Annotated in this window: 13 protein-coding genes; 4 read left to right on the forward strand and 9 right to left on the reverse strand. The window is 70.5% G+C overall.

Translation table 11 applies throughout. The features are described 5' to 3' along the window. Positions 1-106 precede the first annotated feature (106 nt). Positions 107-565: an RrF2 family transcriptional regulator gene (locus ABTY98_RS00865; protein ID WP_352218698.1), complete on the reverse strand. Its 459-nt coding sequence runs from the start codon at positions 563-565 to the stop codon at positions 107-109. A 73-nt stretch (positions 566-638) separates the two neighbouring features. Here ABTY98_RS00865 and ABTY98_RS00870 point away from each other — a divergent pair, with 73 nt between their 5' ends. Further along, positions 639-3629, forward strand: coding sequence for a beta-galactosidase (locus tag ABTY98_RS00870; protein ID WP_352218699.1), 2991 nt, complete (start codon positions 639-641; stop codon positions 3627-3629). Positions 3630-3637: 8 nt separating this feature from the next. On the opposite strand, the gene arfA is transcribed toward ABTY98_RS00870, so the two are convergent. From arfA to ABTY98_RS00895, 5 genes are all read right to left on the reverse strand, one after another. Beyond that, a complete protein-coding gene (arfA, locus tag ABTY98_RS00875) occupies positions 3638-5152 on the reverse strand; it encodes an arabinosylfuranosidase ArfA (protein WP_352218700.1) in 1515 nt (504 codons plus the stop codon). Between the two features lie 107 nt (positions 5153-5259). Then, positions 5260-6231, reverse strand: coding sequence for an arabinan endo-1,5-alpha-L-arabinosidase (locus tag ABTY98_RS00880; RefSeq protein ID WP_352218701.1), 972 nt, complete (start codon positions 6229-6231; stop codon positions 5260-5262). Positions 6232-6241: 10 nt separating this feature from the next. Beyond that, positions 6242-7093 (reverse strand): carbohydrate ABC transporter permease, encoded by an 852-nt coding sequence (locus tag ABTY98_RS00885; RefSeq protein ID WP_352218702.1) that lies wholly within the window; start codon positions 7091-7093, stop codon positions 6242-6244. Next, complete coding sequence (locus tag ABTY98_RS00890) at positions 7090-8028, reverse strand: carbohydrate ABC transporter permease (protein ID WP_352218703.1); 939 nt, start codon at positions 8026-8028, stop codon at positions 7090-7092. Before ABTY98_RS00890 ends, ABTY98_RS00885 begins: the two co-directional genes overlap by 4 nt. Then, a complete protein-coding gene (locus tag ABTY98_RS00895) occupies positions 8025-9380 on the reverse strand; it encodes an extracellular solute-binding protein (protein WP_352218704.1) in 1356 nt (451 codons plus the stop codon). The genes ABTY98_RS00890 and ABTY98_RS00895 overlap by 4 nt, the downstream gene beginning before the upstream one ends. 278 nt (positions 9381-9658) lie before the next feature. On the opposite strand from ABTY98_RS00895, the gene ABTY98_RS00900 reads away from it, so the two are divergent. Both ABTY98_RS00900 and ABTY98_RS00905 read left to right on the forward strand, forming a co-directional pair. Then, positions 9659-10261 (forward strand): toxin-antitoxin system, toxin component family protein, encoded by a 603-nt coding sequence (locus ABTY98_RS00900; protein ID WP_352218705.1) that lies wholly within the window; start codon positions 9659-9661, stop codon positions 10259-10261. Then, positions 10258-11487: a DUF6545 domain-containing protein gene (locus ABTY98_RS00905; RefSeq protein WP_352218706.1), complete on the forward strand. Its 1230-nt coding sequence runs from the start codon at positions 10258-10260 to the stop codon at positions 11485-11487. The genes ABTY98_RS00900 and ABTY98_RS00905 overlap by 4 nt, the downstream gene beginning before the upstream one ends. 18 nt (positions 11488-11505) lie before the next feature. On the opposite strand, the gene ABTY98_RS00910 is transcribed toward ABTY98_RS00905, so the two are convergent. Further along, positions 11506-12369 carry an SMP-30/gluconolactonase/LRE family protein gene (locus ABTY98_RS00910; RefSeq protein ID WP_352218707.1) on the reverse strand — a complete coding sequence of 288 codons (864 nt, stop codon included), beginning with the start codon at positions 12367-12369 and terminating at the stop codon, positions 11506-11508. Next, entirely contained in the window at positions 12366-13139 is a 774-nt protein-coding gene (locus ABTY98_RS00915) for an IclR family transcriptional regulator (RefSeq protein ID WP_352218708.1), read from the reverse strand. Before ABTY98_RS00915 ends, ABTY98_RS00910 begins: the two co-directional genes overlap by 4 nt. Positions 13140-13306: 167 nt before the next feature. Between ABTY98_RS00915 and ABTY98_RS00920 the strand changes: the two genes are divergently transcribed. Then, positions 13307-13870: a hypothetical protein gene (locus ABTY98_RS00920; RefSeq protein WP_502994108.1), complete on the forward strand. Its 564-nt coding sequence runs from the start codon at positions 13307-13309 to the stop codon at positions 13868-13870. Here ABTY98_RS00920 and ABTY98_RS00925 read toward each other — a convergent pair. After that, a complete protein-coding gene (locus ABTY98_RS00925) occupies positions 13851-14723 on the reverse strand; it encodes an ATP-grasp domain-containing protein (protein WP_352218710.1) in 873 nt (290 codons plus the stop codon). The two genes, ABTY98_RS00920 and ABTY98_RS00925, sit on opposite strands and share 20 nt — an antisense overlap. Between the last annotated feature and the right edge of the window lie 59 nt (positions 14724-14782).

Raw genomic sequence — 14782 nt, forward strand, 5'->3', positions numbered from 1 at the left:
GGGGCGCTCGCATCGTAGGAACCCCCGCGCCGACCGGTCAGGGCGAACTCCGGCCATTCACAACACCGGATTTCACAGCCCGTCACGAGCACCCTCCAGGGGTCCTCTAGGGGTTCTCCCATGCCGCCGGCTCCGCGGCCAGCGCCCGTACCGGCTCCGGCAGGGCGTCCGCCGCGATGTCCGCCACGGTGACGCCTTCGAGGATCCTGCGGACGTTCGCGCGGAGCGCGATCCACAGGGGCAGGAGCGGCTGGGCGGTGCCGGTGTAGGCCAGACCCGTCGGGCGTTCGCCGCGTACCGAGACGATCGGGCCGTCCACCGCCCGGATGAGGTCGGCCACGGTGATCGCGGACGCGTCGCGGGCCAGCCGGTAGCCGCCGCCCCCGCCACGCCGGCTGTCGACGATCCCGGCGCGCCGGAGGTCCCCCAGGATGCCCTCCAGAAATTTGTGCGGGATGTCCTGCGCCCCGGCGATCTCCTCCGCCTTGACCGGGCCGTCGTCCTGCCGTACGGCGAGCTCCAGGACCGCCCGTACCGCGTAATCCGCTCGTGCCGAGATCCTCATGCGTCCATTGTGGGGCGTACTCCCGTGGACAATGGCCGCACCCGCGCCCCGTAAGATCGCCCGGGAGGATCCCTTGGCACTCAGCAGACGTACTTTCAGTGCCCTCGCAGGCTCGGCCGCGCTCGGTTTCGCCCTGGGCGGCAGCGGCGGGCCCGGGGCGCCCTCGGCGTACGCGGCGCGCACCGTGCCGACCGGCCCGGCACCCGCCCCGCCCAGCGCCGACGGGCGGCGGCACGCGATCGGCTACGACCACTACTCCCTCGTCGTCGACGGCCGGCGGCTCGTCGTCTGGTCCGGCGAACTGCACCCCTTCCGGCTGCCGAGCCCGTCGCTGTGGCGGGACGTGCTGGAGAAGATGCGGGCGCACGGCTACAACACCGTCAGCATCTACGTGGCGTGGAACTACCACTCCCCCGCGCCCGGCACGTTCGACTTCACCGGCGTCCGCGACCTGGACCTGTTCCTGCGCACGGCCGCCGAGACCGGGCTGTACGTCATCCTCCGTCCCGGCCCCTACATCAACGCCGAGGTCGACGCCGGCGGCTTCCCCGGCTGGCTCACCGCCACACGGGGTTCGGCCCGCACCACCGACCCGAGCTACCTCGGGCACGTCGACGCGTGGCTGACGGCCGTCAACCGCATCGTGCGCCGCCACCAGCACACGGACGGCGGCGGGACCGTCCTGCTGTACCAGATCGAGAACGAGTACGACGGCCATGTCGCCGACCCGGCCGGCCCCGCCTACATGTCCCACCTGTACAAGAAGGTGCGGGCGGACGGCATCGACGTCCCCCTCTTCCACAACGACAAGGGCCGCAACGGCTACTGGATCCCCGGCTCCTTCGACACCGGCGGCGAGACCGGGAAGTGGCTGTACGGCTTCGACGGCTACCCCGCCCCCACCCAGACCCCGCCGGACTGGGGCGACTTCGGGACCGGCGGCCTCAAGGGCGGCGCGACCGCCAGCCCCCGTACGCCCGGGTTCGTGCCGGAGTTCGGGGGTGGCTGGTTCGATCCGTGGGGCGGGGTCGAGTTCGGCGGCAAGGGGTACGCCGAGTCCCGGCGCACCCGGGACGCCGCCTACGAACGCCGCTTCTACCTCACCAACCTCGCCAACGGCCTCACCCTCCACAACGTCTACATGACCTACGGCGGCACCACCTGGGGCTGGCTGCCGGCGCCGGTCGTCTACACGTCGTACGACTACGGGGCGGCCATCGACGAGGCCCGCAACGTCACGGCGAAGATCGCGCCGATGCACCAGCTCGGCCACCTCCTCCAACGCGTCCCCGACTTCGCCAAGCTGGAGCGCGCGGCGGACGTCCGCGCGGACGGGCTGAAGACGTACCACCTCACCAACCCGGACACCCAGGCGCATGTGTACGTGCTGCGCAACGACGGTGCGGACGAGGTGACGTCCACGCTGAGGACCCTCAAGCGGGACGGGGGGGACGACATCGAGGTCACCGTCCCGGCCCGCGACGCCCGGCTCATCACCACCGGGCTCTCCCTCGGCAAACGCAAGCTGCGGTACGCCACCGCCCAGCCGATGGCCGTGTTCACCGCCGGCCGGCAGGACATCGCCGTGTTCACCGGCCGGTACGGCGAGATGGCGCACCTGGTCCTCGAGTGCCCGACCGAGCCGTATGTCACCCGCCTCGACCCCGAGGCGGCCTGGGTCTACGACCAGGGCGTCCTGCATGTCACCGTGCCGCTCGGCCAGGGCGGGCTCACCCGGGTCCTGGTCCAGCGCGGCGAGAGCGACACCCCGCTGCTCCTGCTCTTCGCCGACGACGCGACCTCGGTACGGCTGTTCCCGTACGACACCCCGTCCGGCACCCTGCTGGTCTACGGCCCGGCGCTGCTGCGCCACGCCAAGATCAGTGGCGGGACCGTGCAGCTCACCGGGGACACGGTCGCGGAGAGTGGCCTGGAGGTGTGGGGGCTACGCGGGATCACCTCGGTCACCTGGAACGGGCGGCCGGTACGGACCCGGGTGGGCCTCTCGGAGAGCCTGGTCGCCGAGTCGGATCTGGCGGGGGCGCCGAAGCCGGCGCTGCCGGTCCTTGCCGACTGGCGCCGGAAGGCCGAGAACCCCGAAGCGGAGGTGCGCTTCGACGACTCCTCGTGGGTGGCCGCGGACAAGAAGACGTCGTTCAGTACGACGCCCGTCCCGGACGGGCAGCCGGTGCTGTTCGCCGACGACTACGGCTTCCACTACGGGGACGTCTGGTACCGGGCCCGGGTGGACGGCGGCTTCGAGGACCTGGAATCCATCTCCCTCGCCTACAGCACGGGCACCCAGGGCATGCTGATGGCCTGGCTGGACGGGAAGCCGCTCGGTTCGCACCGGATGCCGGTACCGGACACCAAGACGGTCCGGCAGGGCAGTTGGGCGGCCACGGCCGAGTTCTCCGTCGCCGGGTTGCAGAAGAGGCAGCGCAGGCAACGGCAGCATGTGCTGTCCGTGCTGGTACGGCGGATGCAGCACGACATGGACGGCCGGTCCCTGGACACCCACAAGGTGGCGCGTGGACTGACCGCCGTGACGTTCAAGGGGGCTTCCCCGAAGGTGAGTTGGCGGATCCAGGGGGCCGGCGCCCCGGATCCGGTGCGGGGGCCGCTGAACAACGGCGGGCTCTACGGGGAGCGGGAGGGCTGGCATCTGCCCGGCTTCGCCGACGCGGAGTGGGAGCGGGTCGAACTTCCGCGCGCGGACAAGGGGATGGGCGTCACCTGGTACCGGACCGGCTTCCGGCCGGCCGTACCGGACGGGGTCGACGCGTCGGTGGGGCTGGTGCTGGAGGACGATCCGGCGCGGGCCTATCGGGTGCAGATCTTCCTGAACGGCTGGAACCTGGGGCAGTACGTCAACGATGTGGGGCCGCAGCATACGTTCGTGCTGCCTAACGGGATTCTGCGGACTCGGGGCAGTAACTCGTTGGCGTTGGCCGTGCTTTCGGATGGGACGAGTGAGGTCGGCCCGGGGGCGGTACGGCTTGAATTGCTGGGGAGCGCGGCCGGAGGAGTGCCCGTGGTGGGGGTGGACTCCCCCGGCCGTTAGGTGGCCCTCTACGCCAGGCGGATCACGTTCCAGGACAGGGGTTCCAGAGCGGCGGTGAGGGTGCCGTCGTTCAGAGCCGTGCCCTCGGCCCGGTGTGGGGCCACCCTGTCCGGTTCCTCCAGTGTGTTGCGGGCGTCGGGGTCCTTGTCCGACAGGACGCTGTGCTCGGTCACCCGGGTCAGGTCCAGCCCGCTCAGGGCGATTTCGAGGGGCAGCGGCTCTGTCTGGCTGCGGTTGACGGCGAAGACCGTGACCGTGCCGTCGTCGGCCCTGACCGCCGTCGCGTGCAGCAGGCTCGTCTCGCCGTACTTCTTCGTCTCGTACGTCGGTGAGTCCACGCGCACGTCCAGGACCTGGCCCCCGCCGCACCGCGATGCCTGGGCGAAGGGGAAGAACGTCGTCTGGTGCCAGGCCGGACCGCCCGGCTCCGTCATGATCGGGGCGATGACGTTGACCAGCTGGGCCAGGCAGGCCACCGTGACGCGGTCGGCGTGCCGGAGCAGGGCGATGAGGAGGGAGCCGAAGACCACCGCGTCCAGGACGCTGTAGTTGTCCTCCAGGAGACGGGGGGCCTGCGGCCAGTCGGACGGGTCGTGGTCCTCGGCGTGCTCCTCCCAGCGGGACGTGTACCAGACGTTCCACTCGTCGAAGGAGAGGTTGATCCTCTTCCTGGACTTCAGGCGGGCGCCGATGTGGTCGCAGGTGGCGACCACGTTCTCGATGAACGACTCCATGTCGACCGCCGAGGCGAGGAAGGAGTCGAGATCGCCGTCCTGTGGCTCGTAGTAGGCGTGCAGGGAGATGTAGTCGACCAGGTCGTAGGCCTCGGCCAGGACCGTGGCCTCCCACTGGGCGAACGTCGGCATCGACTGGCTGGACGAGCCGCAGGCGACCAGTTCCACGGAGGGATCGATCTGGCGCATGGCGCGGGCGGTCTCGGCGGCGATACGGCCGTACTCCTCGGCCGTCTTGTGGCCTGTCTGCCAGGGGCCGTCCATCTCGTTGCCCAGGCACCAGAGCCTGATGCCGAAGGGGTCCTTGTCGCCGTGGGCGGCACGGAGGTCGGAGAGGGCGGTGCCGGCGGGGTGGTTGGCGTACTCCTGGAGTTCCAGGGCCTCGGCGACACCCCTGGTGCCGAGGTTCAGCGCCATCATGGGCTCGGCCTGGGGGCCTACCTTCTTGAGGAAGGCGATGTATTCGGAGAGGCCGAACTGGTTGGTCTCGGTGGAGTGCCAGGCGAGGTCGAGGCGGCGGGGGCGCTCCGCTGCCGGGCCGACGGAGTCTTCCCACTTGTAGCCCGAGACGAAGTTGCCGCCGGGGTAGCGGAGGGTGGTGACGCCCAGTTCGCGGACGAGGTCGAGGACGTCTGTGCGGAGGCCGGCGTCGTCTGCTGTGGGGTGCGTCGGTTCGTAGATGCCGGTGTAGACGCAGCGGCCGAGGTGTTCGACGAACGAGCCGAAGAGGCGGGGGTTGACTTCTCCGATGGTGAAGGCGGGGTCGAGGGTGAAGCGGGCGGTGCGCAATGTTCGCCTTTCGGGGTGGGTGGTTGATCGGTCGTGGGCGGGTGCGGGTGGTCTGTGACTGGTCGCGCCCACGCGGCGGAGCCGCACATGGACACGGCACCGCGCCCCTAAAGGGGCGCCGGCCAGCCGTCTCTCGTCCAGCTCAGCGCGTTCAGCCCCAGCTTCGGGGTGCCGTTGTCGGTCGCGTCGTAGTAGTGGTAGGCCAGCCAGGTTCTGCCATGGGTGTGGAACGTGGATTCGCCGCCCGGGCCTGTGTAGCGGCCGTGCGAGGACAGGAACAGGTCACCGCCACCCTCCAGCATCGGCGTTCCCGTGCTGTCGGCATACGGGCCCGTCACCGATGTCGAGCGGCCCACTCTGATCTTGTAGGTCGAGTTCACGCCCGCGCAGCAGGCGTCGTAGGACGCGAAGAGGTAGTAGTAGCGGCCGTGATGGAGGATCGACGCGCCTTCCACCGCGTAGGGGGCGTCCGGGCGGGTGGCCAGGTGGGTGACCGTGGCTCCGGGGATCGCCTTGCCGGTTTTGGGGTCGAGCCGCACCATGCGGATGCCCGTCCAGTACGAGCCGAACGCCATCCACAGTTCGCCGTCGGCGCGGACGAGCGCCGGGTCGATGGCGTTCCAGGAGTCGGTGGTCTCGGAGGTGAAGGCGGGGCCGTGGTCGGTCCAGGTGCCGGGGAGACCGGACGGGGAGGTGGCCACGCCGATCGCGGAGTGGTTGGTGCCCCAGGAGGAGACGGCGTAGTAGAGCCAGTAACGGCCGTCCCGGTAGGAGAGGTCGGGGGCCCAGGGGTCGGCGGTGGCGTTGTAGTCGTACCACCAACTCGGCGGTGCGGTGAAGGCGTTGCCCGCATCGGTCCAGTCGCGGAGGTTCGTGGAGAGGCGGGCGCCGATGATGCCTCCGGTGGAGTAGGCGACGTACTGGCCGTCGCTGAGCTGGTGGACCGTGGGGTCGTGGATGATCTGCTGCCCGGTGAGGGGGAGGGGGTCGGGGTAGGCGACGTCGGCGGAGGCGGTGGTGGGGAGGAGGGCGATGGCGGTCGCCGCCAGTAGTGCGGCGAGTCTGTGGAAGCGCTTCAACTCTTGCTCCTCACTGGCCGGCCAGGCCCGTGTGGGCGACGCCCGCCACGATCTGGCGCTGGAAGAAGACGAAGACGACGATCAGCGGCAGGCCTGCCATGAGGCCGCCGGCCATGAGCTGGGCCCACTGGATGCCGTAGGAGTTCATGACGGTCGCGATGCCGTTCGGCATGGTCATCAGGTCGGGGTTGTTGGTCACCATGTAGGGCCACAGGAAGTTGTTCCAGGAGGCGATGAAGGTGAAGATGCCGACCGCGGCGAGAGAGGGGCGGGAGAGCGGGAGGACGATCGTGAAGAAGACCCGCCAGCGGCCCGCGCCGTCGATGAAGGCCGCCTCCTCCAGTTCGCGTGGGATGCCCTGGAAGAACTTGTAGAGGATGTAGACCATGGCGGCGGGCGCGCATTGGGGAAGGATCATGCCCCAGTAGGTGTCGACCATCCCCATCTGCTGGACCGTGGTGAACAGGGGGACGCCGAGGACCGCCGGAGACACCATCAGGCCGGACATGACCAGAGCCATCAGCAGGCCCTTGCCGCGGAACTCGGTGCGGGCGAAGCCGTATCCGGCGAGCGCGCTCACCAGCAGGACGACGGACGTCACGCAGACCGAGACGACCAGGGAGTTCACGAACCAGTCGGTGATGTTGCCGGTGTCGATGAGGGCCTGCCACGCCTTGACCGTCCAGTGCTCGGGCAGCCAGTGCGGCGGCACCTCGACGGCCTCGGTCTCCGGCTTGAGGGAGGTGAACAACCCCCAGGCGAGCGGGGCGAGGAAGACGACGGAGACGGCCGTGCCGAGAAGGGTGAGGACGATCTGGCTCGGTGTCCAGGTGGACTTGCGGCGCTGTACGGCCGTGGTCATCGGGAGGCCTCCTCGGTGCGGTCGCGCAGCAGCCACATCCTCGCGAGGGCGACGGCGGCGATGATCACGAAGAAGATGACGGAGATCGCGGAGGCGTAGCCCACGCGGTAGCTGGTGAAGCCCTCTTCGAGGGTGTACTGCACGAAGGTGCGGGTCGAGTTCTCCGGTCCGGGGCCGAAGTCCATCATGACCACGGCCTGGTCGAAGACCTGGAGCGAGGCGAGGATCTGCAGGGCGATGACCAGGCCGGTGATGTTGCGCAGCATCGGCAGGGTGATGTGGACCATGCGGTGCCAGGCGCCCGCGCCGTCCAGCTTCGCGGCCTCGTAGAGGTGCCCGGGGATGGACTGGAGCGCGGCGAGGTAGAGCAGGAAGCTGAAGCCGACCGTCCACCACAGGGTCTCGATGACGATGGCGAGCATCGCGAACGACTTGTCGGTGAGCCATGGTGTGTCGATGCCGAAGATGTAGTTGATCATTCCCGTGCCGGGGTTGAACAGCCACTGCCAGAGGTTGCCGGCGACGGTGGAGGGGAGCAGGAAGGGCACGAAGAAGCACAGACGCCACAGCCACTTGCCGCGCTCGATGTGGTGGGCGAGCATCGCCAGGAGGAAGGCGAGGACCGTGATGCAGGGTACGACCAGGAGCGTGAAGTACGCGCTGTGGCCGAGGGCGTCCCACATCAGCGGGTCTTTGAGGGCCTCGCGGTAGTTGTCGAGGCCGATGAAGCTCGCGCCCGCGCCGGTGATGTTGGCGTCCGTGAAGCTGAGGTAGATGCCACGCAGCAGCGGCCAGATCACGAAGAGTGTGAAGAGGACGAGGAAGGGCGCCACGAACCAGCCGCCGTGCTGGAAGCCCTGCCTGCGGCGGACGGTGGCACTGTCGGCGGCGGCCTTGGCGCGGGCCGGGGCGAAAACGGTCTCGGCGGTCGTCATGCGGCCGTACCTCCCTGCGCGGCGGTCCTGCCGTCCATGGGGTTCTTCATCGCGAGCAGCTTGGCGAGCTCGCTCCTCATCCGGCCGGCCGCCGCGTCGGGCTTTGCGGAGCCCACCGTCGAGGAGACGACGATCGGGCCGATGCGCTGGGCGAGGATGCCGGTGGAGCCCGCGAACCACACCTTGGGCTCGTTGGCCTGGTGGTCCATGGCCGAGACGTACTCGTTCTGCGGGTACAGCTTCTTGTAGGCGGCCGTCGACAGGGTCGGCGTGTACGCGGGGATGTGGCCGCCGGCCGCCCACTGCTGGGCGTGGGTGACCACGTAGGCGGCGAGTCGGTGGGCCGCCTCGTCGGTGGCGCCGCCGCGGTCGGACTGGTGCGGCAGGACGAAGGAGTGCGACTCGGCGTGGGTGGCCTGCCTGCCGAAGACGGGCGGCAGCGGGATCGCGCCGTAGTCGAGCTTCGCCGCGTTGTAGACCGGCACCGACCAGTTTCCCTCCCAGGCGAACGGGGCGCCGTTGATGAACTGTTCGGCGCCGACGGAACCCATGGTCGGGTCGGCGTAGCCGTCGGTGACGTGCCGGCGCAGGAACTCCAGGACCTGGGTGGCCTTGTCGGTGTCGAAGGTGACCTCGGTGTCGGCGTCGTCGAACCAGGTGCCGCCGAGCTGGGTGTAGAAGGCGACGAAGAACCACCACTGGAAGTTCTGGTCGTTGATCCACAGGCCGATGGTCTGCAGGCCCTTCCTCGTGGCCTTCTTGGCCTCCTTGAGCACACCGAACCAGTCGTCGGTGGATGTGACCGGGACGATCCGGTCGTCGGGGCCGAGCAGGCCCGCCTTCTTCAGTACGTCCTTGCGGTAGAAGCAGAGCTGGACGTGGACGTCGAGCGGAAGGGCGTACAGCTTGCCGTCGATGAGCCCGCGCTGCCACAGCCTGGGGTTGTAGTCCTGTCGCCGCAGGCCGTACTTGGCGAGCAGGTCGACGTCCCAGGCGTCCAGGAGGCGGCCCGGCGAGAAACCGGCGACCCGGCCGATGTGCATGACGCCGAGGTCCGGTGCGCGGTTGCCGGCGGCCGCCATGGCGAGCTTGGTGTAGAAGGGGTTGCCCCACTGGAGGGTGGAGTCCTTCACCGCGATGTCCGGGTGCGCCTTACGGAAGGCGTCCAGCATCGCGATCATGTTGTAGCCGTCGCCGCCGCTGAAGAGGTTCCAGTAGCGGACGCGCGTGCGCGCGCTCGATGTCAGTGCGTCGGCGCCGGTGCCGAGGGCCGCGAAGCCGAAGCTGGCCGCGACCGCCAACCCTCCTGCCGTGCCCAGTAGTTGCCTGCGACTGAGGCCAGGTCGTCCCATTGCCTGCCCTTACTTTCGAGACTTTCGAGGAACTTCTTCGGTATGGCTTGTTCGGTGCCAGTTGTTCGATATATCGACTTGTGCCCGTAACTTCGAACGGGACCGTAAGATCGAAGCGCTTCCGCGTCAATGGGTCCGGCGGGACTTTCCTGCACCCGCGGTAGTTCCGAGGTGAACCACCGTCGTCGGATCGCATGACGCGGACACATCCGGACGCGTAATCTCGGACCGGCCGACGCAGCGCGGTGACCGCCGTGGGGCGGTGCGAAGGGGGAGCGATGGACTTGGCCGGCGCGCGGCACCGGTGGGCCCGGATCGCCGCGAGGCTGCGGCACTCCCGGCCGGGTGCACAGATGCGCGTCCTCGCCGCCGACCTCACCGCCGCCGTCCGCGCCCGGCCCCGACAGCCCGCCGGAGTGGGCGAGTTGTGCCGGGCGGTGTGCGAGGAGATGACCGCACTGCGCACCGGGCGGCCGGTGGAACTGCGGTTCGAGCGGTTCCCGGACGAGATCGAGGTCACCGGACTGTGGGTGGAGTTCCACGACTTCGACCTGGTCATCGTCGAGGAGCGGGCCGAGGCCGTGCAGCAACTGGTCATCCTCGGGCACGAGTTGTGGCATCTGCACACCGGCCACCGCCATCAGCACGGGGTCGGCCCGGAGGCGGCACGCGCGCTGGCCGGCCGGCCCGGCTGGCGGGACATGGCGTTGACGGCGGCCGCGCGCAACGGCTCCCGGCAGGCCGACGAGGCCGAGGCCGACGACTTCGGGTACCGGCTGGCGACCGCCTTCCGGCCCTACCTCGAGCAGCCGCGCCGTTCCCCGTCCCACCCCGTCCAGCGGACCCTCGGCTACCGCGGGCGCGGCGGAGCGGCGCGGTGACCGTCACCGGCCCGTCAGGACTCCTCAGCCAGTTCTACATCTCCTTCTGGATCCCCGCCGCGGTGCTGACCACCGCCCTGGTGATCAAGCTGCCCACCATCATCCGGCTGTGGCGGGATCCGCTGCTGCGCGCGGTCGGCGGACTGCTGTTGCTCGGCTGCGCCGTGTTCGTGTTCTGCATCCCCTCGACGATCGCCGCCGTGAACCGGTGGGCCGGCGTGCCCAACATCTCGGCGCCCTGGTGCTATTCGCTGCTCACCGCGGTCAGCGCCGCCTGCCTGCTGCTGATCATCGCCTGGCGCAACAGCCTGTCCGACCGCTCCGCGGCCACCCGGCGCGCGATCCGCTGGGTGATCTCCGCCTACTGCGGGGTGATCGCCGCCCTGTGGCTGCTGTTCGCGCTCGCCGACACGCCCGTGGAGCGGCTGCGGGACCTGGACACGTACTACGCCACCACCCCGTTCATGGGCGAGGAGATCCTGCTCTACCTCGTCGCCCACACCGTGGCCTGCCTCATCACCTCGTGGCTGATCTGGAACTGGGTGTGCACGGAGGGCCTCGACGCCTGGCTGCGCTGGGGACTGAAGCTGCTCGGCGTCGGCTACGGCCTGAACCAGATCTTCGACGCGGCCAAGCTGACCGCGGTCGCCGCCCGCTGGGCCGGCGCGGACCTGGACTGGCTCAGCACCGACCTGGCCCCGCCCGTCGCCGCCCTCGCCGCCATCACCATCGCCGCCGGCTTCATCCTGCCCCACGCCGGCCAGTACCTGCACGACCGCTGGCGGGTCCGGCAAGCCCACCGCGAACTGCGGCCGCTGTACCGGCTGACACGGACCGTGCAGGGCGACGGCATCCCCTTCACGCTGCACGCCACGCCCGAGCTGCGGCTGACGAGACGCGAGACCTTCATCCGGGACGTACTCCTGCCCCTGACCCGGCGCATCGACGCCGACCTCGCCCGGCGCTCCTACGACGCCGCGCTCGGCCTCGGCCACCGGCCCGAACGAGCCCGGGCGCTTGCCTCCGCGGTCGGCATCCTGGACGCCCTCGACACGAGGGGGCGTACGCCCGACCCGGCCGACGGCCCGGACGCCACCCGCCTCCTCCAGGAGATCGGGGCGTTGTCCCGGGCCCTGCGGCATCCGGAGGAGATCGAGGCGGTACGGGCGCGGGCGGCGGTACGGGCGGAGAGCGTTGCCGTACTGAGTGACGGCGGCTGCCGGTGACCACAGCCGTGCCGGCCTCTACCCCGCGAACGCCGGTTGGGCCACGCCCTTCCCCGCGCCCGAAATCACCAGCAGAGAGCCCGCCGTCGGATGCGGACGCTCCAGCCCCACCCGCGCCGTCGTGACATACAGGTCGGTCAGATCGGCGCCGCCGAACGCACAGGCCGTAGTACGCGACGCCGGAAGGGTGATCACCCGGTCCAGCTCGCCGTCAGGCGTGTAGCGGCGCACCGCTCCCCCGTCCCACAGCGCCACCCACACACAGCCGTCCGCGTCGACCGTCAGACCGTCGGGAAAGCCGGCACCCTCCTCGATGGTCACCAGCGGGCGGCGGTTGACGGGGAGTTCGCCGTCGTAGTCGAAGACGTCCACCCGGCACGTCGGCGTGTCGACGTAGTACACGCGGCTGCCGTCCGGGCTCCAGCCCGTCCCGTTGCTGACCGTGACATCGGGGAGCAGGGTCGTGACCGAGCCGTCGGCGGCCACCCGGGACAGCGTGCCCCCGCCCGGCGTCTCGTCGTAGCGCATCGTGCCCGCCCACAGGGAGCCGTCCGGCGCCACCGCCGCGTCGTTGGCGCGGCGGCCGGGGACCGGCTCGTGGTGCAGCCAGCGGAACGTGTCGTCGGGGTCGAGGAGGCCGACGCCGTCGCGGAGGTTGAGGACCAGGCCGCCGTTCGCGCGGGGCTTGACCGCGCCGATGTGCTGCTCCGCGGTGCGGATCGTACGGTCGCCCGTGGCCGGGTCGTAGGTGTGGATCCGCGCGCCCAGGACGTCGATCCAGATGAGGCGGCCGGTCGCCGCGTCCCATGTCGGGCCCTCGCCGAGCGTCGCCTCCGCCGCCACCGCGACCTCGTACGCCGTGTACGTCGTGTATGCCGTCATGCGAGGCTCCGGTGGCCGAGGCGCTCGGAGAGTTCGGCGGCGCCCTTGGCCGCGAGCTGCTCCAGCTCGCCGCGGCGCTCGTCGCTCCAGCGGATCATCGGGACCGAGATGGACAGCGCCGCGACGACCTGGCCGGTACGGTCGCGGACCGGCGCGGCGACGCAGGAGACGTCCGGATTGGACTCGCGGCTCTCCACGGCGATACCGCGCGCGCGGATCGTGGTGAGAGCCTCGCGCAGCGCGTCCGGCTCGGTGATGCTGTTCGGGGTCATCGCGACGAGGTCGGCGTCCTCCGGGATGCGCGCGCTCAGCTCCTGATCCGGCAGCGAGGCCAGCAGCATCTTGCCGACCGAGGTGCAGTGGGCGGGGAGCCGGCGGCCGGCGGCGGAGACCATGCGGACCGCGTGCGTGGAGTCGACCTTGGCGATGTAGATGACGTCGGTGCCCTCGAGGATCGCCACATGGACGGTCTCGTCACAGGTCTCGGCGACGGACCGGGCGACCTGCTGGCCCTCGGCGGCGAGGTCGAGCTGCTCGGCGTACCGGCTGCCGAGCTGGTACGGGCGCACCCCGAGCCGGTATCGTCCGGGCTGTCCGGGTACGGGCACGATGTACGACCGGGCGGAGAGCGTGGTCACCAGTTCGTGCACGGTGGTGCGCGGCAGCTGGAGTCTGCGCACTATGTCGGGGGCGGAGAGAGTCCCGTCCCCGTCGAGGAAGAGCTCAAGAATGTCGAGAGCCCGGGTCACGGCAGGCACGAGGCGTCCCACGTCCGGCCCCCTCCCTTGGGTCTAGGCGCCAGATATCGTCCGAGCTGCGAGAGCCGTTCGAGATATCAACAGGCGATCGGCATGACGAACACAGGCTAGCCATCGAGGATTGCCCGGGCAATGGCCGGGAACCAGCCGGTCACAACGATGTGCACCGCATGTGCACCATGGGTGGCATGCGACTGGACTTCCAGCTGGTGCTGCTGCGCCGTATGGCCGACCACAACCCGGGCCTGGTCGAGGACGCCCGGCGTGCACTGGGCGCGTCGATCGCGGACATGCGCGAGGCCAACAAGCGTTGGCAGGCGATGGTCCGCTCGCCCCGTTCCCGCGCCGCGGCCGCTCGCTACCGCTCGGTCCTCGGGCCGCCCGACTCCGAGACCGAACGCACCGTCGGCGACCTGGAGTGCACGGCCTGGCAGTGGCCCCTCCCCCTCTGGCCCACCCTCCGCTTCGAGGTGCTGGTCGGCCCCGGGGGCGCGGTCTGGAACGAGTGGCTGGTCCGCGCCCCCGGCGCCCCAGCCCCCAGGCTGGAGACCCTCGACGACCTCACCCCCTGGTCCTGCACGGTCGACGAGGCCGCCCGCGCCTTCGCCCCCGCCCGCCCGCTGGAGGGCACGGCCCCGACCCGCTGGGGCCTGACCTTCAAGGTGCCGGACGGCCGTCAGGTGGTCGCCGAGTTCACCTGGGGCCTGCTGCAGCGCACGGCGGTCATCGACCGGCCGCGCTGAGGATCGCCGCCACCACGGCATCCACCGACCCTGGGTGCAGGAACAGGAACAGGTTCGGCTCGACCAGCTCCAGCTCCATCACCTGCGGCCGCCCGTCCGCCCCGTCGACCAGGTCCACCCGGGCGTACAGCAGCTCGGGCGCCTCCGGTACCGCGGCCAACGCACGCTCCGCGACGGCGAGTTCGGCGGGGGTCGGGTCCCACCGCTCCAGGTCGGGGTGGGCGACCTTGTCCGCGTCGAACGCCGTGCCCGGGGCGAGGACGGCCCGCTTGCGGCTGGCGTGCAGCAGCCGCCCGCCGAAGAACTGCAGCGCCCGCTCACCGCTGACGTCGATCCCGGAGACGTAGGGCTGGACCATCGCGGTCAGCCCCTCCTCGTGCATCCGGGCCAGGTGCCGTACGGCCGTCCCGTGCTCGTCGGGTGTGTAGCGGGCGGCGAACCGGGCGCCGGCGCCGAAGGTGGGCTTGACGACGAAGTCGCCGTCCGACGGCAGCTCGACCGGATCGCCCGGCGCGAGATACCGGGTCGGCACGACGGGCACACCGTCCGCCGCGAGATCTCCGAGATACCGCTTGTCCGTGTTCCAGCGGACCACGGCGGCCGGATTCGCGATCCGGGTCACCTTCCCCACCCGCTCCACCCACGGCAGGAACTCCTCCGTGCGCCAGCTGTAGTCCCAGGTGGAGCGGATGACGACCAGGTCGAAGGCGCCCCACTCCACGTCGGGATCGTCCCAGGGACGGGCGACGGCATCCGCCCCCGCGACGGCCAGCGCACGCAGCAGCACCGGCAGGTCCTGGTCCTTGCTCGGCTTCGCGCCGGGATCGTAGGTGGCGAGGGCTGTTCGGGGCACGGCGGGCTCCCTTGACGTGTCCTGGTGACGGCTGGCTTCCCTTCCACCGCAGGCTAGCC

The sequence above is a fragment of the Streptomyces sp. NPDC096040 genome (assembly GCF_040303265.1).
Classification (GTDB): Bacteria; Actinomycetota; Actinomycetes; order Streptomycetales; family Streptomycetaceae; genus Streptomyces.

Coding starts and splice junctions, on each gene's coding strand:
- ABTY98_RS00865 (WP_352218698.1), bottom strand. CDS start 565: ATGAGGATCTCGGCACGAGCGGATTACGCGGTACGGGCGGTCCTGGAG.
- ABTY98_RS00885 (WP_352218702.1), bottom strand. CDS start 7,093: ATGACCACGGCCGTACAGCGCCGCAAGTCCACCTGGACACCGAGCCAG.
- ABTY98_RS00890 (WP_352218703.1), bottom strand. CDS start 8,028: ATGACGACCGCCGAGACCGTTTTCGCCCCGGCCCGCGCCAAGGCCGCC.
- ABTY98_RS00895 (WP_352218704.1), bottom strand. CDS start 9,380: ATGGGACGACCTGGCCTCAGTCGCAGGCAACTACTGGGCACGGCAGGA.
- ABTY98_RS00900 (WP_352218705.1), top strand. CDS start 9,659: ATGGACTTGGCCGGCGCGCGGCACCGGTGGGCCCGGATCGCCGCGAGG.
- ABTY98_RS00910 (WP_352218707.1), bottom strand. CDS start 12,369: ATGACGGCATACACGACGTACACGGCGTACGAGGTCGCGGTGGCGGCG.
- ABTY98_RS00920 (WP_502994108.1), top strand. CDS start 13,307: ATGGGTGGCATGCGACTGGACTTCCAGCTGGTGCTGCTGCGCCGTATG.